Origin of the sequence: Streptomyces liliiviolaceus (genome assembly GCF_018070025.1) — a bacterium.
In the GTDB taxonomy this organism is placed as follows: domain Bacteria; phylum Actinomycetota; class Actinomycetes; order Streptomycetales; family Streptomycetaceae; genus Streptomyces; species Streptomyces liliiviolaceus.
The window spans coordinates 2,479,543-2,500,291 of record NZ_JAGPYQ010000001.1 but is presented as its reverse complement, the minus strand read 5'-3'; the positions used below and the strand labels follow the sequence as shown (position 1 = coordinate 2,500,291).

Below are 20,749 nucleotides of genomic sequence, written 5' to 3'. Positions count from 1 at the left end.
CCTGGGACGCAGGAGGACACCCATGAGTGCCGACAGCGCGGCCGTGCCCGCGCGCTCCCGGTGGAGCGATCTGTTCCAGGGCCTGCAGAAGATGGGCCGCAGCCTCCAACTGCCCATCGCGGTACTGCCGGCGGCGGGCATCCTCAACCGGCTGGGGCAGCCGGACGTGTTCGGGGCCGACGGTCTCGGCTGGACGAACGTCTCGAAGGTGATGGCGGGCGCGGGCGGCGCGCTGCTCGACGGTTCGCTCGGTCTGCCGCTGCTGTTCTGCGTCGGTGTGGCCATCGGGATGGCGAAGAAGGCGGACGGCTCGACGGCGCTGGCGGCCACGGCGGGTTTCCTCGTCTACTACAGCGTGCTGCGGCAGTTCCCGGAGGACTGCGCGGACCAGGCCAAGGTGGTGGCGGCGGGCTGCCAGGCGCAGGACGGCACGGTCGCGGTCTTCACGTACCAGAATCCGGGGGTGTTCGGCGGTATCGCGATCGGGCTGATGGCGGCCTACTTCTGGCAGCGCTACCACCGTACGAGGCTCGTCGACTGGCTGGGCTTCTTCAACGGCCGCCGGCTGGTGCCGATCATCATGGCGTTCGTGGCGATCGCGTTCGCCGCGCTGTGTCTGTGGGTGTGGCCGCCGATCGGCCGGGGCCTGGAGGACTTCAGCGACTGGCTGGTGAGTCTGGGCGCGTGGGGTGCGGGTGTCTTCGGTATCGCCAACCGCGCGCTGCTGGTGATCGGGCTGCACCAGTTCCTGAACGTGCCCATCTGGTTCCAGTTCGGCAGCTTCACCAAGCCGGACGGGTCGGTCGTCCACGGTGACATCAACATGTTCCTGGCGGGCGACCCGAACGCGGGTCAGTTCACGTCCGGGTTCTTCCCCATCATGATGTTCGCGCTGCCGGCCGCGTGTCTGGCCATGACGCACTGCGCGAAGCCGCATCGCCGCAAGGAGATCGGCGGTCTGATGCTGTCGATCGCGCTGACCTCGTTCGTCACGGGCATCACGGAGCCGATCGAGTACTCGTTCGTGTTCATCGCGCCGCTCCTGTACGCGATCCACGCGGTGCTCACCGGCGTATCGATGGCGGTGACGTGGGGGCTCGGGGTGCATGACGGTTTCAGTTTCTCGGCCGGCCTGATCGACTACGTCATCAACTGGAACCTCGCCACGAGACCCTGGGCGATCATCCCGATCGGGCTGTGCTTCGCGGTCGTCTATTACGTGGTCTTCCGCTTCGCGATCACGAAGTTCGATCTGCGGACGCCGGGCCGTGAGCCGGAGGACGAGGTCGAGGACGTGACGAAGGCGTAGCGCGCGGGCGAGAGGCCCCGTACTGCGCGTACCTGGTGAACGGGGCCCCGTACTGCGCGTACCTGGTGAAGGGGCCCTGCGCTCCGCGTACGTAGTGAAGGGCCCCCGGCCGACCGGTCCGGGGGCCCTTCGGCGTGCTCCGGGGCCGCGTTCATAACGATCTGAGCCGACCCTCCCGCTGTCGCCGGGGCCACAGAACTGGCGGGTTCCTTATCTCACCTTCACCGTGCTACAACAGGCCTACACCACTGAGTGGTGTAGACCACGCGGTCATTGACCGCGTTCCCCCGAAGACGCTGCCGTCTCCCTTTTCCCTGTCCGCAGGCGGCGCTCTGCCCTCCCCCGGCCTGACGTGGCCGGGGGGACACCCAGGAGGAAGTTGTGTCCACGGCCAGCGCCGCTCCCGCGGCGAACAAGAAGGGTGCCGGCGCGATGGCTGTTCTGCAGCGCATCGGCCGCAGCCTCATGCTCCCGGTCGCCGTCCTGCCCGCGGCAGCGCTCCTGGTGCGTCTCGGCAACACCGACATGCTCGGTCGCGAGTCGTTCCCGGCGTTCATAACCAAGATCGCCGGCTTCATGGCGGCGGGCGGCAACGCGATCCTCGACAACATGGCGCTGCTGTTCGCCGTGGGCATCGCGATCGGCTTCGCGAAGAAGTCGGACGGCTCCACCGCCCTCGCGGCGGTCACGGGCTACCTCGTCTTCAAGAACGTGCTGGCCACGTTCACCGACAAGAACCTGCCGCAGGTCGCGAAGGCCGTCGACGGCAAGGTCGTCATGGTCGACGCGCCCGTGGACGCCAAGGTCCTCGGCGGTGTCGTCATGGGCATCGTGGTGGCCCTGCTCTACCAGCGCTTCCACCGCACCAAGCTGCCCGACTGGGCGGGCTTCTTCAGCGGTCGCCGCCTGGTCCCGATCCTCTCCGCCTTCGCGGGCCTGCTGCTCGGCATCGTCTTCGGCTACATCTGGCCGGTCCTCGGCACCGGTCTGCACAACTTCGGTGAGTGGCTGGTCGGTTCGGGCGCCGTCGGCGCAGGCATCTTCGGTGTCGCCAACCGCGCGCTGATCCCGATCGGCATGCACCACCTGCTGAACTCCTTCCCCTGGTTCCAGGCCGGTGAGTACGAGGGCAAGAGCGGTGACATCTCCCGCTTCCTGGCCGGTGACCCCACCGCCGGACAGTTCATGACCGGCTTCTTCCCGATCATGATGTTCGCCCTGCCCGCGGCCTGCCTCGCCATCGTCCACTGCGCCCGCCCCGAGCGTCGCAAGGTCGTCGGCGGCATGATGTTCTCCCTGGCGCTGACCTCGTTCGTCACGGGCGTGACCGAGCCCATCGAGTTCACCTTCATGTTCATCGCGCCGGTCCTGTACGCGATCCACGCGGTCCTCACCGGTGTCTCCATGGCGCTGACCTGGGCACTCGGTATGAAGGACGGCTTCGGCTTCTCGGCCGGCGCGGTCGACTTCGGCCTCAACCTGGGCATCGCGACCAACCCGTGGGGCCTCGTCCTGGTGGGTCTTTGTTTCGCGGTGGTCTACTACGTCGTCTTCCGCTTCGCGATCACCAGGTTCAACCTGCCGACTCCGGGCCGTGAGTCGGACGAGGAACTCGCCGAGCTGCAGAAGGCGGAAGCCAAGTAGCCCCGAGGCACTCCTCGACCACGAAGAATTCCCCGGACCGCCTGAGCGCGGTCCGGGGAATTCGGCGTTCACGGGGCAGGAGGGCGGGAACCGCCCGACGTGCCTGACGAGCCCGACTGCCCGAGGGCTAGATGTCGTACGTCGCTCTTGGCGTCGCGAGTTCCACCGGCCCGGTGAAGACCTCGCGGGCGTGGTCCAGGTTCGCCCGGGGGTCCGTCCACGGGGGGATGTGGGTCAGGACGAGGCGGCGCGCTCCGGCACGGGTCGCGGTCTCGCCGGCCTCGCGGCCGTTGAGGTGCAGGTCCGGGATGTTCTCCTTGCCGTGGGTGAACGCGGCCTCGCAGAGGAACAGGTCCGTGTCCCGGGCCAGTTCGTCGAGCGTGTCGCACACGCCCGTGTCCCCGGAGTAGGTCAGCGACCGCCCGCCGTGCTCCACGCGGATGCCGTACGCCTCCACGGGATGGCTGACCTTCTCGGTGTGCACCGAGAACGGGCCGATCTCGAAGGAACCCGGCTTGACCGTGTGGAAGTCGAAGACCTCGCTCATGGAGGAGGCGGAGGGGGTGTCCGCGTACGCGGTGGTCAGGCGCTGCTCCGTGCCCTCGGGTCCGTAGACCGGGATCGGATCGCAGCGGCCGCCGTCATGGCGGTAGTAGCGCGCGACGAAGTACGCGCACATGTCGATGCAGTGGTCGGCGTGCAGATGGCTGAGGAAGATCGCATCGAGGTCGTAGAGACCGCAGTGGCGCTGCAGCTCGCCAAGGGCACCGTTGCCCATGTCGAGAAGCAGCCGGAAGCCGTCGGCCTCGACGAGGTAGCTCGAACAGGCCGATTCCGCGGACGGGAACGACCCCGAGCAGCCGACGACGGTGAGCTTCATAGAGCAGAAACCTCCGCGGGCGGGGGGTGAATACGGGGGTCGTGACGGGGGTCGTGCGGTCCGTCGAGCGTAAGGCGCGAAAGGGCGGGTCGCTCCTCCGTCGAGGCCCGTTGTGGGGGAACTCACCTGCGGTGTCACCGGTTCGGGGGCGCGCGGGCGTGGGCTCGGGCCTGCCGGGTACCGTCGTACGCATGAACACGTCGTGGTGGCTCGCGCTGGCGGCCGTGGTGCTGCTCGCGGCCGTGGCGACGTTCGTCGACGGGTGGGGGCGGGGGCGGAAGCCGTCCGCCCGGCGGCGTCCGCCGGGGCGGGTCGATGGGATCCGGCGCCCGTCGCGGCCGCGGCCCGCCGAGATCTGGTGGGCGAACGTGCCGTTCGAGGACGGGCCCGGGGCGAAGGACCGGCCCTGTCTGGTCCTGTCGGTACGCGGACGCAGGGCCGTGGTCGCGAAGATCACGACGAAGTACCACGACGACGGGCGGGGCGGGGTGATCGCGCTGCCCGCGGGGGCGGTGGGGGATGCGCGGGGGCGCGCGAGTTTTCTTGAGACGGGTGAGTTGCGGGGGGTGCCGGTGCGGGAGTTCCGGCGGCGGGTCGGGGAAGTGGACGCGCGGATCTGGGACCGGGTGCGGCACCTTGCCCGTTAGGGCGTTTCCTCGCCCCCGCCGCCCCTACCCGTTCCCGTCACTGTGTCCTCAAACGCCGGACGGGCTGAATACGTTTCAGCCCGTCCGGCGTTTGAGGACCGGGGGTTCGGGGGCTGGCCCCCGAGTCGTTGACGGGAACGGGTAGGGGCGGCGGGGGCAAGTGAATCCCCCCTAAGCCCAGAGCTGCCCCTGCAGCGTCGCGATCGCTTCCTCCGTCGTCTCCGCCGTGTAGACGCCCGTCGACAGGTACTTCCAGCCGCCGTCGGCCACGACGAACACGATGTCGGCGGGTGAGCCCGCCGCCACGGCCTTGCGGCCGACCCCGATCGCGGCGTGGAGCGCGGCCCCCGTGGACACCCCGGCGAAGATCCCCTCCTGCTGGAGGAGCTCCCGCGTACGGGTCACGGCGTCGGCGGAGCCGACCGAGAAACGGGTGGTGAGCACGGACGCGTCGTACAGCTCGGGCACGAAACCCTCGTCGAGGTTGCGCAGCCCGTAGACGAGATCGTCGTAGCGCGGCTCGGCCGCGACGATCTTCACGTCGGGCTTGTGCTCGCGCAGGAACCGGCCCACGCCCATCAGCGTTCCGGTGGTGCCGAGTCCGGCGACGAAGTGGGTGACCGAGGGCAGGTCGGCGAGGATCTCCGGACCCGTGGTCGCGTAGTGCGCGCCCGCGTTGTCGGCGTTGCCGTACTGGTAGAGCATCACCCAGTCGGGATGCTCGGCGGCCAGCTCCTTCGCCACGCGCACCGCCGTGTTGGAGCCGCCGGCCGCCGGGGAGGGGATGATCTGGGCGCCCCACATGCCAAGCAGGTCCCGCCGCTCCTGCGAGGTGTTCTCGGGCATGACGCACACCATGCGGTAGCCCTTGAGCTTCGCGGCCATGGCGAGCGAGATGCCGGTGTTGCCGGACGTCGGTTCGAGGATCGTGCAGCCGGGTGTCAGCCGGCCGTCCTTCTCGGCCTGTTCGACCATGTGAAGCGCGGGGCGGTCCTTGACCGAGCCGGTCGGGTTGCGGTCCTCAAGCTTCGCCCAGATACGGACGTCGGCGGACGGCGAGAGCCGCGGCAGGCGCACCAGAGGGGTGTTGCCCACCGCGGCCAGCGGGGAGTCGTAGCGCATCGGCGATCAGAGCCCGGCAGCCCGGTCAGACCATGCCGCCGGCGACGGCCGGCAGGATGGTGACGCTGTCGCCGTCGGTGAGCTTGGTGTTGATGCCGTCGAGGAAGCGGACGTCCTCGTCGTTCAGGTACACGTTCACGAAGCGGCGCAGTTCGCCCCCGTCCACGATGCGGGCCTGGATGCCCGTGTGGCGGCTTTCGAGGTCGGCGAAGAGCGCGGCAAGGGTGTCCCCGCCGCCCTCGACGGCCTTCTGGCCGTCGGTGTAGGTGCGGAGGATGGTGGGGATGCGGACCTCGATGGCCATGGTTGCGGGCTCCTGTCGGAAAGCGGAAGTCGGAAGGCGAGTCGGGTCTGGGTGGTGTTGCGTGGGCTTGCGCGAGGCGGTGCGTGCGGAAACCGCGCCGGGTGGGGCAGCGGGACGCCGGTCGCGGCCCGTGCGGGGCCGAGGCTCTCACTGCCGTACGGCGGCGGGGTTCAGCGCGTACAGATGGCGCTCTGCAGCCTGCACAGGTCGACGTGCAGCCGCGCCACGAGCAGCATGCCCGGCGTCTTGTCGCTCACGTCGTGGGAAACCATGGGCTCATCGTATCGATTCCCGGTCCGGGTCCCGGAATGTGATCTCGCATAGTGGATGAATTCTGCCCGACATACGGGATCGGGTGGCGTCCACGGAAGCTCAGTACGCCTCCACCACCGTGACCTCCTCCTCCGTGACCTCGCCGTCCACGATCCGGAACGAGCGGAACTGGAAGTCTCCGAGCCCGTCGGTGTCGGCGGTCGAGACGAGGACGTAATGGGCGTTCGGCTCGCTCGCGAGGTTGATGTCCGTGCGGGAGGGGTGGGCCTCGGTGGAGGTGTGCGAGTGGTAGACGACGACCGGTTCCTCGTCGCGGTCGTCCATCTCGCGGTACAGCTTGAGCAGGTCCCCGGAGTCGAACTCGTAGAACGTGGGTGACATCGCCGCGTTCAGCATGGGGATGAAGCGCTCGGGGCGGCCGGTGCCCTCCGGGCCCGCGATCACGCCGCACGCCTCGTCGGGATGGTCCTGGCGCGCGTGCGCGACGATCTGGTCGACGAGGGCCTGGGTGATGGTCAGCATGGGGCCAGGATAGGCAGACGGCAGCCCCGTACCGGAGAGTGGTACGGGGCTGCCCACATGCTGGGCATCCGGGGGCGGCGAGAGGCGCGCCCTCCGGGACGGGACCGGCGGGTCCGCGTCAGTTGACCTTCTCGAACTCCGGCTCGCGGCGCTCGGTGACCTCCGGGTTGCGGGACTTCAGCACGGCCCAGCCGATGCCGAGCGCGGCGGCCCAGCCGGCCATCACGTACAGGCAGACGCGGGAGTCGGCGTCGTACGCGATGAGGCCGGTGACGAAGAGCAGGAACGCGACCGCGACCCAGCTGAACTTCGAGCCGCCCGGGGCCGGGAAGGGCGAGGCGGGCAGACGGCCCGCGTCGACGGCCCGGCGGTACAGGATGTGGCTGATGAGGATCATGAGCCAGGTCCAGATGCCGGCCGCGGTGGCCACCGAGACGACGTAGCCGAAGGCCTTCTCCGGGACGATGTAGTTCAGGATCACTCCGACGCCCATGAAGAGCACGGAGAGGGTGATGCCGAACGCGGGCGTCCTGGTGGTGGACAGCCTGTTGAAGATCCTCGGGGCCTCGCCGTTGTCCGCCAGGGTGCGCAGCATGCGGCCCGTGGAGTACATGCCGGAGTTGCAGGAGGACAGGGCCGCCGTCAGCACGACGAAGTTGACGATGCCGGCGCCCGCCGGGATGCCGATCTTCGCGAAGGCCGCGACGAAGGGGCTCACGCCCGGCGCGAACTCCGTCCACTTCACGACGCAGAGGATGACCGTGAGCGCGCCGACGTAGAAGAGGGCGATGCGCCAGGGCAGGGTGTTGATCGCCTTGGGGAGGGTCTTCTCCGGGTTCTCGGACTCGCCCGCGGTGACGCCGACGAGTTCGACGGCCAGGTAGGCGAACATCACGCCCTGGAGGGTCATCAGGGACGAGCCGATGCCCTTGGGGAAGAAGCCGTCGAAGGCCCAGAGGTTGGACACGGCGGCGGTGTCGCCCGCGGAGCTGAAGCCGAAGGTGAGCACGCCGAGGCCGATCACGATCATGCCGATGAGGGCGGTGACCTTGACCATCGAGAACCAGAACTCGATCTCGCCGAAGAGCTTGACGGAGATCAGGTTCGCCACGAAGAGCACGACCAGGAAGACCAGGGCCGTGACCCACTGCGGGATCTGCGGGAACCAGTAGTTGACGTAGATCGCGGCGGCGGTGAGTTCCGCCATGCCGGTGACCACCCACATCAGCCAGTACGTCCAGCCGGTGAAGTAGCCGAAGAACGGGCCGAGGAACTCACGGGAGTACTCCGCGAAGGAGCCCGAGACCGGGCGGTAGAGCAGCAGCTCACCGAGGGCCCGCATGATGAAGAAGATGATGACGCCCGCGAGGGCGTACATGAGGATGAGGCTGGGGCCCGCCTTGGCGATGTTCGCCCCGGCTCCCAGGAAGAGGCCGACGCCGATGGCGCCGCCGATCGCGATCATCTGGACCTGACGGCTGCCGAGCCCGCGTTCGTAGCCCTCTTCGGGGGCGTCGCCGTCGGCGGCGCCGTTGCCGCCCCGCTCGTCGTCGTGCTTACCGACCTGCACCGAGGTCATGTGTGATGCGCCTTTCTCCATGCCGGTCCGAGCCTTCGTCGGCTTCGGTCCGGTCTCCGAATCCCCCCGGATCACTGGAGTCGCGCGGGCTCCCCGAGCCCGCTCGTGCCTGGCCGGCGGTCGCCGGCTCGGTGGCGCACCCGGCGGGACGTGGGTGGTGTCCCGTCGGGCGATCGTGAAGATTTATCACGGCGGCAACATTCGCCCTTCGTGCCGCTTGTAGCGCATGCCACAAGAAGAAGCGGACATACGACACCCGGGCCCACATTGCAGGCCCGGGCGGTGATGTGATCGTTATCCGGATTTGAGCGTCCGCTGAGCGAACAATCGATGCCGTGTCATCGACGGCTGCGCGTCACGGCATCAGCGTCTCGACGAGGGTCTCCTGGAGCCCGCCGAGCCACAGGTACGCCATCACCATCGGCTTGCGCGGGTCCTCGTCGGGGAGCCGGTAGAGGAGGTCCGTGTCCTCCTCGTCGACGACGTCCAGCCGGGAGCCGATCGCGAGGCGCAGGTCGTTGAGGCAGCTGAGCCACTGCTTCGACTCCTCGGAGGTCAGCTTCAGGACCGCTCCGCCCTCCCCCACGGCCGCGACGCCGTCCAGGGAGCGGATCACCACGAGGGCGTTGTCCCGCTTGCCGGCGCGCAGGTCGTTCTCGGTGAAGCGGCGGAACTCCGAGGAGTACGCGCGCTGCTCCTCGGCCTGCTCGGGCGAGGTGGCCTCGACGTCGGGCCCGCTGTACGCGTCCGGGAAGAGGCGCTTCAGCACGGGGTCCGAGGGCGGTTCGCTCGGCCCCTCCGCGAACAGTTCGGCGAGCGGATCGTCGGAGACGTCCTCGCCGGGGCCCGGTCCGATGAGCTCCAGGAGCTGTACGGCGAGGGAGCGGATGATGGAGATCTCGACCTCGTCGAGCGCGACGGCCGCGCCGCCGCCGGGGAGCGGTTCGAAGTGTCCTGGCATCAGGTTGCGTCGCTACTTCCAGTACTGCGCGGGCGTCGGGTGCTGCGCCGGCGTCGGGCGGGTGCCGGTCCTGCCGCGGCCGGTCCTGCCGTGACAGGTCCTGCGCTCTGCGGTCCCGCGATGTCCGGTGGGGCTGCGATGTCCGGTCTCGCGGTCTGCGGCCAGGTCATTTCCGGTCGTGCTGGAGGGTGGCCCACAGACCGTAGCCGTGCATGGCCTGCACATCGCGTTCCATCTCCTCACGGGTGCCGCTGGAGACTACGGCCCGGCCCTTGTGGTGTACGTCCATCATCAGCTTGGTGGCCTTGTCCTTCGAGTACCCGAAGTACGTCTGGAAGACGTAGGTCACGTAGCTCATCAGGTTGACCGGATCGTTGTGGACGATGGTCACCCAGGGGACGTCGGGCTCGGTTACGGCGAAGACCTCCTCAGCCGACTCGGTCTTTTCGGTCTCTAGGGGTGCGGGAGCCGTCACACGGCCCATGCTGCCACCACAGGCGGGTGCCCGGCCAAACGAGGCCCGCAAATCATGCGCACCGCGGGCGAGCCGCACATCACACGGCCTAGAAATCGTCAGAGTGACGAGATAGGGGTAGCATCCTGGTCATGAACACTGCGGACCTAGGGCTGCCGGTGGATGTGCCGTCGACAGCGCTCTTCACGGACCACTACGAGCTGACCATGCTGCAGGCCGCGCTCAAGGGCGGCACGGCCGACCGGCGTTCGGTCTTCGAGGTCTTCACCCGCCGCCTGCCCGAGGGCCGCCGCTACGGTGTCGTCGCCGGCACCGGACGGGTCCTGGACGCGGTGGAGAACTTCCGATTCGACCCGGACGTCATCGGCTTCCTGCGCGAGCGGAACGTCGTGGACGAGCCGACCCTTGAGTGGCTGGCCTCGTACCGCTTCGGCGGGGACATCTGGGGCTACCCGGAGGGCGAGGTGTACTTCGCCGGGTCGCCGGTCCTGCGGGTCGAGGGCTCCTTCGCGGAGTGCGTGCTCCTGGAGACCGTGATCCTCTCCATCCTCAACCACGACTCGGCCATCGCGGCCGCCGCATCCCGGATGGCCTCGGCGGCCGGCGGGCGCCCGCTGATCGAGATGGGCGCCCGGCGCACCCACGAGCTGGCCGCGGTGGCGGCGTCCCGCGCGGCGTACGTCGGCGGCTTCACGACCACCTCCGACCTGGCCGCGGGCTTCCGGTACGGCATCCCGACGGTCGGCACGTCCGCCCACGCCTTCACCCTCGTGCACGACACCGAGCGGGACGCCTTCCGCGCCCAGGTGGACTCGCTGGGCCGGGGCACCACGCTGCTCGTGGACACGTACGACGTCGCCGAGGCCGTGCGGCTGGCCGTCGAGGTGGCCGGGCCCGAGCTGGGCGCCGTCCGCATCGACTCCGGTGACCTGCTGCTCGTGGCGCACCGGGTACGGCAGCAGCTGGACGAGCTGGGCGCCGTGAAGACCCGGATCACCGTGACCTCCGACCTCGACGAGTACGCGATCGCCTCGCTGGCCGCGGCGCCCGTGGACGCGTACGGGGTGGGCACGCAGCTGGTGACGGGTTCCGGGCATCCGACGTGTTCGATGGTCTACAAGATCGTCGCGCGTGCCGAGTCCGCGGACCCGAAGGCTCCGCTCCTGCCGGTGGCCAAGAAGTCCTCGGGCGGCAAGACGTCCATCGGCGGCCGCAAGTGGGCCGCGCGGCGGCTCGACGAGCACGGGGTCGCCGAGGCCGAGGTGATCGGCACGGGCGCGGTCCCGGCCGAGCTCGCCGACAGGCAGCTGCTGGTGCAGCTGGTCAAGGGCGGCGAGGTCGTCGCCCGCGAGCCGCTGGACGTCGTACGCGACCGGCACGCGGCGGCCCGCGCGAACCTGCCCCTGTCGGCGACCCAGCTGTCCCGGGGCGAAGCCGTCATTCCGACCGAGTACGTGTGAGACCCACGGGCCCGGCCGGCCCACGGCCCGGGCCCGTACGGGAGTGAACGGGCGGCAAGCCGGGAAAGGGCACGGCAACGCCCGCGTCAGGCTCGGTCGCACGGACAACGCGCCCTGAAGGGGCGCGGGGAACTGCGCGACAAGCCCCCACCGACCCGCACACCATCAACCGGCCTCCCCCGCGGAGCGCCGGTGCCGAGCCGAAGGACACCGCCATGCGCCGCGCCCTGATCGTCGTAGACGTCCAGAACGACTTCTGCGAGGGAGGCAGTCTCGCGGTGTCCGGCGGGGCGGACGTGGCCGCCGCGATCACGGAGCTGATCGGGCAGGCCCCGGCCGGCTACCGCCACGTGGTGGCGACCCGCGACCACCACATCGCTCCCGGGGGCCACTTCGCGGACAACCCCGACTACGTGCACTCCTGGCCCGCGCACTGCGTGGCCGGCACGGAGGGGGTGGGCTTCCACCCGAACTTCGCTCCGGCGGTCGCCTCCGGCGCGATCGACGCCGTGTTCGACAAGGGCGCGTACTCGGCGGCGTACAGCGGCTTCGAGGGCGCCGACGAGAACGGCGTCTCGCTGGGCGACTGGCTGCGTACGCGGGAGATCACCGAGGTCGACGTCGTGGGCATCGCCACGGACCACTGCGTGAAGGCGACGGCCCTGGACGCGGCGCGGGAGGGTTTCCGCACGCAGGTCCTGCTCGACCTCACGGCCGGGGTGGCCCCCGACACCACGACCCAGGCCCTGGACACGCTCCGAGAGGCAGGCGTAGAACTCTCCGGCAAACCGGTGGTCTGACCCGGGCCCCGTAAGGGGCGCGGGGAACTGCGCGACAAGCCCCCACCGGCCCGCAGCCGACATACGCTCCCGCAGCACGCCGTCGTCCCGCCGCAGGCGCGTCGTGGCCGGCCGCGCAGTTCCCCGCGCCCCTTACGGGGCCCAGGCCGACGCAGCCGACACGTACACCCGCAACAGCACGCCGTCGTCACGCCGCAGGCACGTCGTGGCCGGCCGCGCAGTTCCCCGCGCCCCTTATGGGGCCCAGGCCGACGCAGCCGATACGTACACCCGCAACAGCACGCCGTCAGCCCGCCGCAGGCGCGTCGTGGTCGGCCGCGCAGTTCCCCGCGCCCCTGACGGGGCGCGCCTACGGCGTCGGCGCCGCAGGGCGGCGTATCAGCGTGCGGATCGGATGCCAGAGCTCCGACGCCAGCGCGTCCACCCCCGGCGCCGTGCGCCATATGAGCCCGTCGGGATGGTGCAGGACGGCCGTGACCTCGTCCGGCGTAGGAGGCTGCCCGTTGCCGCGCAGATACACCGCCCGCAACCCCAGGTTGCGCAGCCGCGTCAGCGCGCGGGCGCGGTTGTGCGCATGCACCAGCACCCGCACCGAACCGGTGCCCGCGGCGAGCGGCCGGGGCAGGTTCAACGCCACCACGACAGTGCCGTTCGGCAGCTTGCAGAAGCCTCCTGCGGCCATTCGGTCATACCCCCGCGAGATCCGGTGTCAATAAGAGAGTCACAGGACGCACCTAAACACGATCGGCCGCGACCCGCCAGGGGGTCGCGGCCGATCATGGTTTGACCTGCGTAAACGTCTCTTATTACTTCGCGGCGGAGACCTTCACGGTGATCGTCGAGCCATCGCGGGGCTCCTTGACGATCGCGATCTTCGTGTTGGTGTCAGTGATCTTGACACCCCCGGTCGGGTTGGCCGGGTCGTAGTACGTGTTCGTGCGGTCGTTGAAGACCCGGTTGCCCGGCTGCGACTTGATCTTCGTCGCGACGTCCGCCTTGTGCAGCGTGAGACCGTCCGTCCGGTACGAGCTGAACGGCGAGTCGTAGGACTGGATGCGGTTGCGCATCAGCGTGCCGTCGGCCCACTTCAGCGCCGTCGGGTGCGCGTCCACCGGCAGCAGCAGGCCGGTGCCCTTGTGCTGGCTGACGTTGTTGTCGCGCTGGGAGGTGTCCCACTTCCAGATCAACAGACCGTTCTGGTACGGGAAGTGCTCCACCCAGGACGGACGCGTGGACGCGAAGCCGAAGTTGTACGGGCCGACCTTGAGGGTCTTGTCGTACGACACGTACTGGCGGTTCTCCGCGATGTAGTACTGCGCGTAGTCGTTGGTGAAGGACGCGCCGATACGGGAGAAGCCGGTGGCCTTCCACGCCGCGTCGGCGGTCTCGGCGTCGTCCGAGAAGACCGCGGAGCCGTCGGCGGTGACGGTGATGCGGTCCGCCGCGAAGCCCTTCTGGGCCACGCCGCCGTCGGTGGAGTAGCGGAAGCGCAGGTCGAACTTCTGGCCCGCGTAGGCGTCGAGCGGGTACGACAGCTTCGTGTACGCGGCCGACGTGCCGGTCAGCGCGGGGCTGCCGCTGGCGTCACGCGGGATCGCCTGGCCGTCGACCGTTCCGTCGATGGCGGTCCACTTGGCGCCGCCGTCGGTGGAGACCTCGGTGTAGAGGTAGTCGAAGTCCGTCTCGATGTCGTAGTACCCGTCGAGGGTCAGCGTCGCCGCCGACTTGCCCGTGAGGTCCACGGAACGGGTCAGCGTGTTCTTGAGGTTGTTCCCGCTGCCGCTCCACCACTGGGTGGCGCCCTGCGCCGGGGGGACGACCTCGGTGGTGACCGCCTTCTTCGGCAGTTCGACCACCAGCGCCTGGGCCCTCTTGGTGTTGTACTCGGCCACGCCCAGCGTGTGGGTGGAGCGCTTCGCGGCCTTCGCCGTGTCGTACTTCAGCCAGCCGAGCTGGAGCTTGTCCCAGGCGGTCATGTCGCCGGGCAGGTCGCCGATGGCGTTCTTGCCGGTGCCGAGCCACGAGCCGGAGGACATCAGCGTCCAGAACGCGGTGGAGTTCTCCGCCGTGTTGGTCGTGTCGTAGTGGTCCGGCAGGCCGAGGTCGTGGCCGTACTCGTGGGCGAAGACGCCGAGTCCGCCGTTCTCCGGCTGGATCGTGTAGTCGCCGACCCAGATGCCGGAGTCGCCGATCTGGGCGCCGCCCATCTTGTTGCCCGTGGGGCCGGTGGCGCCGGCGTCGGTGCCGAACGCGTACCAGCGGTGGGCCCAGATGGCGTCCTCGCCCTGGGCGCCGCCGCCCGCGGACTCGTCCTCACCGGCGTGCACGATCTGGAAGTGGTCGATGTAGCCGTCGGGCTCGTTGAAGTCGCCGTCGCCGTCGAAGTCGTTGCGGTCCCACTTGTCGTAGGCGGACAGCGTGGACTTGATGTCGGCGTCGGACTTGCCGGCCGCCTTCTGGGCGTCGACCCAGGCGGTGACACCGTCGGCGACGGCGTTCCACGCGCAGGTGTCGGGGTCGCACTTGTTGGAGCCGTAGCGGGCCTCGTTGTAGGGCACCTTGACCCAGTCGGAGACCGTGCCGTCGATGGAGTAGCGGCCCGAGGACTGCTTCTCGTAGTACTTCTTCATCGACTCGACACCCTTGCCGGTGCCGAAGTAGAGGTCCTGGTAGTGCTTGGTGTTGTAGTCCGCCTTCCAGTCCGTGCTGTTGTCCTCGGCACGGTCCGGCTCGGCTATCTGGTTGTGCAGCGGTCCGGGGGTGCCGCCGTAGCGGCTGTCCACCTTGTCGCCGAACTCGACGAGGATCGTGAAGATCTCGTCGGTCTTCTCCCGGCCGAGCTCCACGTACTTGCCGTTCTGGAGCTTCACGACCTGCGAACCGCCGCGCTTGACGGCCTTGGCGTCACCGGAGATGACCCGCTTGAGGGCCTCCTCGCGCTGGGCTTCCTGACGGTCGGTCAGGGGCCCCTTCAGGTCGTGCTCGTGCTCGGCGTCGTCCCCGGCGCGTGCCGGGTCCTGCCGGTTCGCGGCCGCGGCCGGCTGGTCGCCGGCGTCGGCGGCCTGCGCCACCGCGAAGGTCGAGAACGTGGCGGCTGCCGCGGTGAGCGCGACACCCACTGCGGCTGCTCTGAACGTCCATGGTCTGCTGGTCACTTGATGCAGTCCTCCCTCACGCCCGGGCGCGCGGAAGGAGGGTGTCCAGGTTATGGAGTCCGCGCGCGCTCTATGCGCGTCACAAGTGACGACATTCGATCGGAGTTGAAGGAGAAAAGACAGACCTTGACTTGGACAGATCAAGTGAGCTATGCGTTCGCCGGCCCGGGGTCGCGTTCCGCTACCGGTCCGCTCACTCAGATCCGTGTACCGCTCAACAGGCGCGTTCGAAAGAGGGGTTGGCAGAAGCCATGATTCCGTGCGCCCCCTGTGCACCGGCACCGTGGGTTAGGTCACGCTTACTGCTCGTTCCCCTCGGGCAGACAGGCCAATAGAGTCGGTTGGCGGCGCGCCGGATTTCCGGTGTTTTGCCAAGCGACACCGTTGTCGCAGCCTTGCTTCTTATTCGCACCTCCCCCATGCGAGAGGCACCGGGGGGAGACCCCCACCCCGAGGACGGAACTGCCATGCCTCGTCCGACCGCCGCACAGCTCGCCTACGGTTCCTGCACCGTGCTCTTCTCCACGCTCGCCATGCTGCTGCTGTCGCAGACGAGTTCGGGCCTGGGAGTCGTGATCATCGCGCTCTCCGCCCTCGTGCTCGGTCTCCTCGTGGCCATGACGGTTCCCGCACCGAAGCCCGCCGCGACCGCGGCCGCCGCTCCCTCACGCACCGCCGTGACGGACCGGCGCGTTCCGGAACCGCGGCTCTCGGCCCGGCGCGAGACCGTCGCCGCCGCGAGCGCGTCCGAGCCGGTACGCGAACGCGCCTGAGTCCGCTTCCGTCCGGACGGACCCGGTCCGCGCGGCCCGTCCCGGACCGACCTCGCTGTTCCGCGCTGCCGCCCGCCGTTCGCCGGCGGGCGGTTCAGCCGGTGCTGACCACCACGGTCTTGGCGGCCTTGTCGTGCAGCCCCTGCTTGTACGGCTTGTCGAAGAAACTCCAGCCGCCCGCGATGGCGGTCCAGACGCATGCGCAGCAGAACGCGAACGGCACCCACAGCACCAGCGCGCGGACCAGCGAGGTCTGCACGGACGGCGTGGAGCCGTTGTCGAGGTTCGCCACCCGCAGATGCAGCCACTTCTTGCCGAGGGTCTGCCCCGACCTGGTGGTCAGGAAGGTGTCGTACCCGACGTAGAGCAGCAGGGCGATCAGCGACTGCCCGAAGGACTTGCCGTACTCGATCTTGTCCGTGTCCACGTCGTACTCGTTGACACCGAAGCCCCAGGTCAGCAGCCACACCACGATGATGACGAGGATCATGTCGATGATCCTCGCGAGGACGCGCTTGCCGCTGTCGGCGAGCGGCGGCATCCCGGCGAGCGGATCGTTGGTGTACGGGCCGCCGCCGTACGGGTCCTGGCCACCGCCGTAGGGATGCTGACCGCCACCGTAGGGCGGGGGCGGTGGCGGGGGCGGGGTGGCGCCGTACGGGGAGCCACCGCTCTGACCGGGTGGCGGCTGCGGCGGCTGAGACTGCTGAGGCGGCGGCTGCTTCTTGAACGGGTCCTCGTCCGGCGGCTTCTTGAACGGATCGTCGTCCGGAGGGGGCGGCGGCTCGGTGGTCATGTCCAGAGTGGAACGCGAACCCCACGGCCTCGCAACGGGTGGCGGCCGTCCGGGGTATCCGCCGCAGCGGCCGTCCGGAACGGTCCTCCGGTACGGCCGCCGGGTGCCGTCAGCCCGCGACGAACGTATGGGCCGCCTTGTCGTGCCAGCACTGACGCCACGGGCGGTCGAACAGACCCCACACGACACCCACGACACCGATGCCGAGAAGGCACGGGACGCTGTAGACGAGCCAGCGGCGCAGGGCCAGGCCGAACGACGGCGGGTCGCCGCCCTCGATGTCCCGTACCTGGAGGCCGAACAGCTTCTTGCCGAGGGTGCGGCCCCACTTGGCGTTGGGCAGCGCCTCGTAGAGGACGCCGAAGACGATCAGGACGGCGAGGACGATGCCGAGGTAGAGGGCGGTCGTGCCGTCCAGCAGCCACACCGTGACCGTCTCGCCGGAGAGCTTGGCCGCGTCGATCTTCTCGTTGACGTGGTCCATCGCCCGGGTGCCCAGCGGCACCGCGGCCGCGCCGGTGACCGCGGCCAGCACGAGCGTGTCCAGGAGCCGGGCGGCGAACCGCTTCCCGAGCCCCGCCGGACGCGCCTCGGCCTGGGAGCGGACGACCGACTGGAACGGGTCCTCCCGCACCGGCTTCCACGGCACGACGGGCTGGTCCTCGTCCGGCCCGGCCAGCCGGTGCACCTGCTGGGCCCAGGAGGGCTGTCCGCCGCCGGGACCCGCGCTCATCGGCGCCTGCGCCTGCGGGGTGGCCGGCTGTGGGGAAACGGCCTGCGGGGGGACGGTGGGGGTGGACTGCTGCTGCGGGGCCGGGGCCGGGGCGGCGGGGGACGGCTGCGCCGGGGCCGCGGGCTGGGCCGCGGCCAGGGGCTGTTGGGCCGCGGCCGACTGCGTACCGCGCTGCTGTCCTGCCTTCTGCGACGTCCGCCTGAAGCTCATCGTGCCCTCGGCGGCGAGGGGTTCGCGGGAGCCGGGGACGCCGGAGGAGGCGGCCCCCGCGCCCGCGACATGCGCGCGCCCGGCACCCATGGCACCGGCCGATCCCGCGGTGCCCGCGGCGCCCGCCGCACCGGCGGCACCCGTGGGGCGTACCGGACCCGTGGGCCTGCGGAAGACCACCGTGCCGCCGGAGGGAGGAGGCGTGGGCGCCCCGGGGTCCCTCTCGGAGTCGGCCCCGTGGAACGTGGCCGTGCCGTCCGTGTGGTCCGACCTGCCGTCGGGCTGCGCGGCGGGCTGGACCGGGGGTGCGGGCTGGGGCTGCGGTGCCGCGGCCTGTGCCTGCGGCGTGGGCTGGGCCGGCTGTGCGGACTGCGCGGGCTGTGCGGGCTGTGCGGGCTCCGACGGTACGCGCGGGTCCGGTGAACCCCAGCGGACCCGGCGGTCCGGATCGCCGCCGAAGCCGGTCTGCCGGGAGCGGTCGGCGCCCCACGCGGTGGCCGGTTCGGGGCGGCTGCCGTGCTGGGCCTCGGCGGGCGACGGGCCCGCGGCGGCCGACGGGCCCGCGGCGGGCGGGTCCTCGTCGAAGAAGTGCGGGCCCGTCTCCTCCGTGGACACGGGTGCGGGCTGCGCGTTCGCGGCCGGGGCGGGCGCGGCGGCCGAGGCTGCCGGGTCGCCGCCGGGCGCCGGCCGGCTGGTGCCCGGCACCCATGCGGCGCCGTTCCAGTACCGGACATATCCAGGAATGGACGGGTCCGGGTAGTACCCCTCGCGGGGCCTGTCGTCGCCGGGGGCCGGGGTTGGGGCGCTCATGTCCGTCGTCCCGTATCTGCTCGGGGGTCGTGTTGAGCGTCCACATTTATCAGACGGGCGCAACCGCCACTGCCGCTCCTGGTGTACCTACCCCCTTCGAGCGCGGTTCCCCCACCTTTTCCGGCCTCCGCGCGGTATACGCGTGACGGTCCGGGGACCCCGCGAAAAAAGTTCTCCGAACCGGCGTAATGCTGGGGCCCGCACGGCCTCTCCACTCGTACGGGCCCGCTCCTCGGGTCCCGCACGCGAGAGGAAGCGGACCGTATGAGCAACGACGTGAACAACGATCTGAACGACGGCCGGAACGGCGGCAGAGACCGCGACAGGGACAGGGACAGCGACACGACCGTGGTGGAACGGGAGCTGGAGCTCAAGCTGGTGCTGTCCCCCGAACGCAGCATCCCCGTGCCGGCTCGGCTGAGTTACCGCAGCGACGATCCGTACGCCGTCCACGTCACCTTCCACATCGGCAGCGACCACCCCGTCAGCTGGACCTTCGCGCGGGAACTGCTCGTCGAGGGGGTGTTCCGGCCGTGCGGGCACGGGGATGTGCGGGCGTGGCCGACGAAGGTCGGCGGGCGGGGCGTCGTCCTGATGGCGCTGAGTTCGCCCGACGGGGACGCCCTGCTGGAAGCACCCGCCGCGCAGGTGTCGGCGTGGCTGGAGCGCACGCTGCGGGCGGTCCCGCCGGGCACCGAGGCCGCTCGGCTCGGTCTCGACGACGGCCTCGCCGAGCTGCTCGCGCCGGCCCCGGCCGACGATCTGTGGCTGAGCGACCCGTGGCCCTCCGACGAGTCCGAGGACGGGGAGTGAGAGAGGGGAGAGAGGAGAGGGGAGAGGGACGGGAGGGGGAGAGTTCCGTCAGAAGAGTTTTCCCGGGTTCAGGATGCCCAGGGGGTCGAAAGCTGTTTTCACCGCCCGTTGCATCTCGACGCCGACCGGGCCGATCTCGCGGGCCAGCCACTCCTTCTTGAGGACGCCCACGCCGTGCTCGCCGGTGATCGTGCCGCCGAGTTCCAGGCCGAGGGCCATGATCTCGTCGAAGGACTCGCGGGCGCGCCGGGACTCGTCGGGGTCGCTCGCGTCGAAGCAGACGGTCGGGTGGGTGTTGCCGTCGCCCGCGTGGGCCACGACGCCGATGGTCAGCCGGTACTTCTCGGCGATCCGGTCGACGCCTTCGAGCATCTCGGCGAGCCTGGAGCGCGGGACGCACACGTCGTCGATCATCGTCGTGCCCTTGACCGCCTCAAGGCCCGTGAGGGACAGCCGGCGGGCCTGGAGCAGCAGTTCCGACTCGGCCGCGTCCTCCGCCGGTACGACCTGGGTGGCGCCCGCCGCCTCGCACAGCGCGCCGACCGCGGCGAGGTCCGCGGCGGGGTCGTGGGTGTCGAAGGCGGCGAGGAGCAGGGCCTCGGTGCTCTCCGGGAGGCCCATGTGCGCCATGTCGTTGACGGCCTTCACCGTGGTGCGATCCATCAGTTCGAGGAGGGACGGCACATGTCCGCCCTCCATGATCCGGCAGACCGCGTCGCAGGCCGCCGCCCCGGAGGGGAACTCCGCCGCCAGGACGAGCTGTTGGGGCGGTTGGGGTTTCAGGGCGAGCGTGGCCCGTACGACGATGCCGAGTGAGCCCTCCGAGCCGACGAACAGGCGCGTCAGGTCGTATCCCGCGACGCCCTTCGCGGTGCGGCGGCCGGTCGACATCAGGCGGCCGTCCGCGAGGACGACGTCCAGGCCGAGGACGTACTCGGCCGTCACTCCGTACTTCACACAGCACAGGCCGCCCGAGGCCGTGCCGATGTTGCCGCCGATGGTGCACATCTCCCAGCTGGAGGGGTCCGGCGGGTAGTAGAGGCCGTGTTCGTTGACGGCGCGGGAGAGCGTGGCGTTGATGACGCCCGGCTCGACCACCGCGATCCGGTCCACGGGGCTGATCTCCAGGATGCGGTCCATCTTGGTCAGGGACAGCACGATGCAGCCCTCTGAGGCGTTGGCCGCTCCGGAGAGACCCGTGCGGGCGCCCTGCGGGACCACCGGGACACGGAGGGCTGTCGCGGTGCGCATGACGTGCTGGACCTGTTCGACCGTGCGCGGCAGCACGACGACGGCAGGGGTGCCCGCCTCGCAGAAGCTGGCCATGTCGTTGGCGTACGAGCCGGTGACGTCGGGGTCGGTGAGGACCGCCTCGGCCGGCAGGCCCGTGAGGAGACGTTCGGTGAGGCGATCGCGGGGGCTGCCCACCGCCACGGTGTCTTCATCGGGTCGGGCTTCGATACGGCTCATGATCACAGCGTCG

General features: G+C 70.1%; 20 protein-coding genes. 7 read left to right on the top strand and 13 right to left on the bottom strand.

Features of this window, described 5'->3' with window-relative positions; genetic code table 11:
- The first annotated feature begins 22 nt into the window (after nucleotides 1-22).
- Both J8N05_RS10995 and J8N05_RS10990 read left to right on the top strand, forming a co-directional pair.
- Entirely contained in the window at nucleotides 23-1,309 is a 1,287-nt protein-coding gene (locus J8N05_RS10995) for a PTS transporter subunit EIIC (protein ID WP_210882254.1), read from the top strand.
- Between the two features lie 381 nt (nucleotides 1,310-1,690).
- Nucleotides 1,691-2,953, top strand: a complete 1,263-nt coding sequence (locus J8N05_RS10990; RefSeq protein WP_210882252.1) for a PTS transporter subunit EIIC — start codon at nucleotides 1,691-1,693, stop codon at nucleotides 2,951-2,953.
- Between the two features lie 127 nt (nucleotides 2,954-3,080).
- Here J8N05_RS10990 and J8N05_RS10985 read toward each other — a convergent pair whose 3' ends face one another.
- On the bottom strand, nucleotides 3,081-3,833 hold the full coding sequence (locus J8N05_RS10985; protein ID WP_210882250.1) for an MBL fold metallo-hydrolase: 753 nt from the start codon (nucleotides 3,831-3,833) through the stop codon (nucleotides 3,081-3,083).
- 191 nt (nucleotides 3,834-4,024) lie between these two features.
- On the opposite strand from J8N05_RS10985, the gene J8N05_RS10980 reads away from it, so the two are divergent.
- Nucleotides 4,025-4,480, top strand: a complete 456-nt coding sequence (locus J8N05_RS10980; protein ID WP_210882247.1) for a type II toxin-antitoxin system PemK/MazF family toxin — start codon at nucleotides 4,025-4,027, stop codon at nucleotides 4,478-4,480.
- Between the two features lie 171 nt (nucleotides 4,481-4,651).
- On the opposite strand, the gene J8N05_RS10975 is transcribed toward J8N05_RS10980, so the two are convergent.
- From J8N05_RS10975 to clpS, 7 genes are all read right to left on the bottom strand, one after another.
- On the bottom strand, nucleotides 4,652-5,602 hold the full coding sequence (locus tag J8N05_RS10975; RefSeq protein ID WP_210882245.1) for a PLP-dependent cysteine synthase family protein: 951 nt from the start codon (nucleotides 5,600-5,602) through the stop codon (nucleotides 4,652-4,654).
- A gap of 25 nt (nucleotides 5,603-5,627) precedes the next feature.
- Nucleotides 5,628-5,906 carry a MoaD/ThiS family protein gene (locus tag J8N05_RS10970; RefSeq protein ID WP_107015983.1) on the bottom strand — a complete coding sequence of 93 codons (279 nt, stop codon included), beginning with the start codon at nucleotides 5,904-5,906 and terminating at the stop codon, nucleotides 5,628-5,630.
- Nucleotides 5,907-6,076: 170 nt separating this feature from the next.
- Nucleotides 6,077-6,178, bottom strand: a complete 102-nt coding sequence (locus tag J8N05_RS48090; protein WP_313904860.1) for a putative leader peptide — start codon at nucleotides 6,176-6,178, stop codon at nucleotides 6,077-6,079.
- Between the two features lie 100 nt (nucleotides 6,179-6,278).
- Nucleotides 6,279-6,701, bottom strand: a complete 423-nt coding sequence (locus J8N05_RS10965) for a Mov34/MPN/PAD-1 family protein (RefSeq protein WP_210882244.1) — start codon at nucleotides 6,699-6,701, stop codon at nucleotides 6,279-6,281.
- Nucleotides 6,702-6,819: 118 nt separating this feature from the next.
- Complete coding sequence (locus J8N05_RS10960; protein WP_210882243.1) at nucleotides 6,820-8,280, bottom strand: amino acid permease; 1,461 nt, start codon at nucleotides 8,278-8,280, stop codon at nucleotides 6,820-6,822.
- 355 nt (nucleotides 8,281-8,635) lie between these two features.
- Nucleotides 8,636-9,241 carry a DUF2017 domain-containing protein gene (locus J8N05_RS10955; RefSeq protein ID WP_210882242.1) on the bottom strand — a complete coding sequence of 202 codons (606 nt, stop codon included), beginning with the start codon at nucleotides 9,239-9,241 and terminating at the stop codon, nucleotides 8,636-8,638.
- Between the two features lie 166 nt (nucleotides 9,242-9,407).
- A complete protein-coding gene (clpS, locus tag J8N05_RS10950) occupies nucleotides 9,408-9,725 on the bottom strand; it encodes an ATP-dependent Clp protease adapter ClpS (protein WP_210882241.1) in 318 nt (105 codons plus the stop codon).
- Between the two features lie 122 nt (nucleotides 9,726-9,847).
- Here clpS and J8N05_RS10945 point away from each other — a divergent pair, with 122 nt between their 5' ends.
- A complete protein-coding gene (locus J8N05_RS10945) occupies nucleotides 9,848-11,176 on the top strand; it encodes a nicotinate phosphoribosyltransferase (RefSeq protein WP_210882240.1) in 1,329 nt (442 codons plus the stop codon).
- Nucleotides 11,177-11,391: 215 nt separating this feature from the next.
- Nucleotides 11,392-11,976 carry a nicotinamidase gene (locus tag J8N05_RS10940; protein ID WP_210882239.1) on the top strand — a complete coding sequence of 195 codons (585 nt, stop codon included), beginning with the start codon at nucleotides 11,392-11,394 and terminating at the stop codon, nucleotides 11,974-11,976.
- A 349-nt stretch (nucleotides 11,977-12,325) separates the two neighbouring features.
- Here J8N05_RS10940 and J8N05_RS10935 read toward each other — a convergent pair whose 3' ends face one another.
- Together J8N05_RS10935 and J8N05_RS10930 are read right to left on the bottom strand one after the other, a co-directional pair.
- Complete coding sequence (locus tag J8N05_RS10935; protein ID WP_210882238.1) at nucleotides 12,326-12,658, bottom strand: hypothetical protein; 333 nt, start codon at nucleotides 12,656-12,658, stop codon at nucleotides 12,326-12,328.
- A gap of 124 nt (nucleotides 12,659-12,782) precedes the next feature.
- Nucleotides 12,783-15,131, bottom strand: a complete 2,349-nt coding sequence (locus tag J8N05_RS10930) for an immune inhibitor A domain-containing protein (RefSeq protein ID WP_210882237.1) — start codon at nucleotides 15,129-15,131, stop codon at nucleotides 12,783-12,785.
- 467 nt (nucleotides 15,132-15,598) lie between these two features.
- On the opposite strand from J8N05_RS10930, the gene J8N05_RS10925 reads away from it, so the two are divergent.
- Complete coding sequence (locus tag J8N05_RS10925) at nucleotides 15,599-15,904, top strand: hypothetical protein (RefSeq protein WP_210882236.1); 306 nt, start codon at nucleotides 15,599-15,601, stop codon at nucleotides 15,902-15,904.
- 94 nt (nucleotides 15,905-15,998) lie between these two features.
- On the opposite strand, the gene J8N05_RS10920 is transcribed toward J8N05_RS10925, so the two are convergent.
- Both J8N05_RS10920 and J8N05_RS10915 read right to left on the bottom strand, forming a co-directional pair.
- Nucleotides 15,999-16,700 (bottom strand): RDD family protein, encoded by a 702-nt coding sequence (locus J8N05_RS10920; RefSeq protein WP_210882235.1) that lies wholly within the window; start codon nucleotides 16,698-16,700, stop codon nucleotides 15,999-16,001.
- 109 nt (nucleotides 16,701-16,809) lie between these two features.
- Complete coding sequence (locus J8N05_RS10915; protein WP_210882234.1) at nucleotides 16,810-18,453, bottom strand: RDD family protein; 1,644 nt, start codon at nucleotides 18,451-18,453, stop codon at nucleotides 16,810-16,812.
- 264 nt (nucleotides 18,454-18,717) lie between these two features.
- Between J8N05_RS10915 and J8N05_RS10910 the strand changes: the two genes are divergently transcribed.
- Entirely contained in the window at nucleotides 18,718-19,266 is a 549-nt protein-coding gene (locus J8N05_RS10910) for an SsgA family sporulation/cell division regulator (RefSeq protein WP_247706229.1), read from the top strand.
- A gap of 48 nt (nucleotides 19,267-19,314) precedes the next feature.
- Here the strand turns inward: J8N05_RS10910 and J8N05_RS10905 are convergent, their stop codons facing one another.
- The gene (locus J8N05_RS10905; protein ID WP_210882233.1) at nucleotides 19,315-20,742 is read right to left on the bottom strand and encodes an FAD-binding oxidoreductase; all 1,428 of its coding nucleotides are present in this window, start codon (nucleotides 20,740-20,742) and stop codon (nucleotides 19,315-19,317) included.
- Nucleotides 20,743-20,749: the final 7 nt, after the last annotated feature.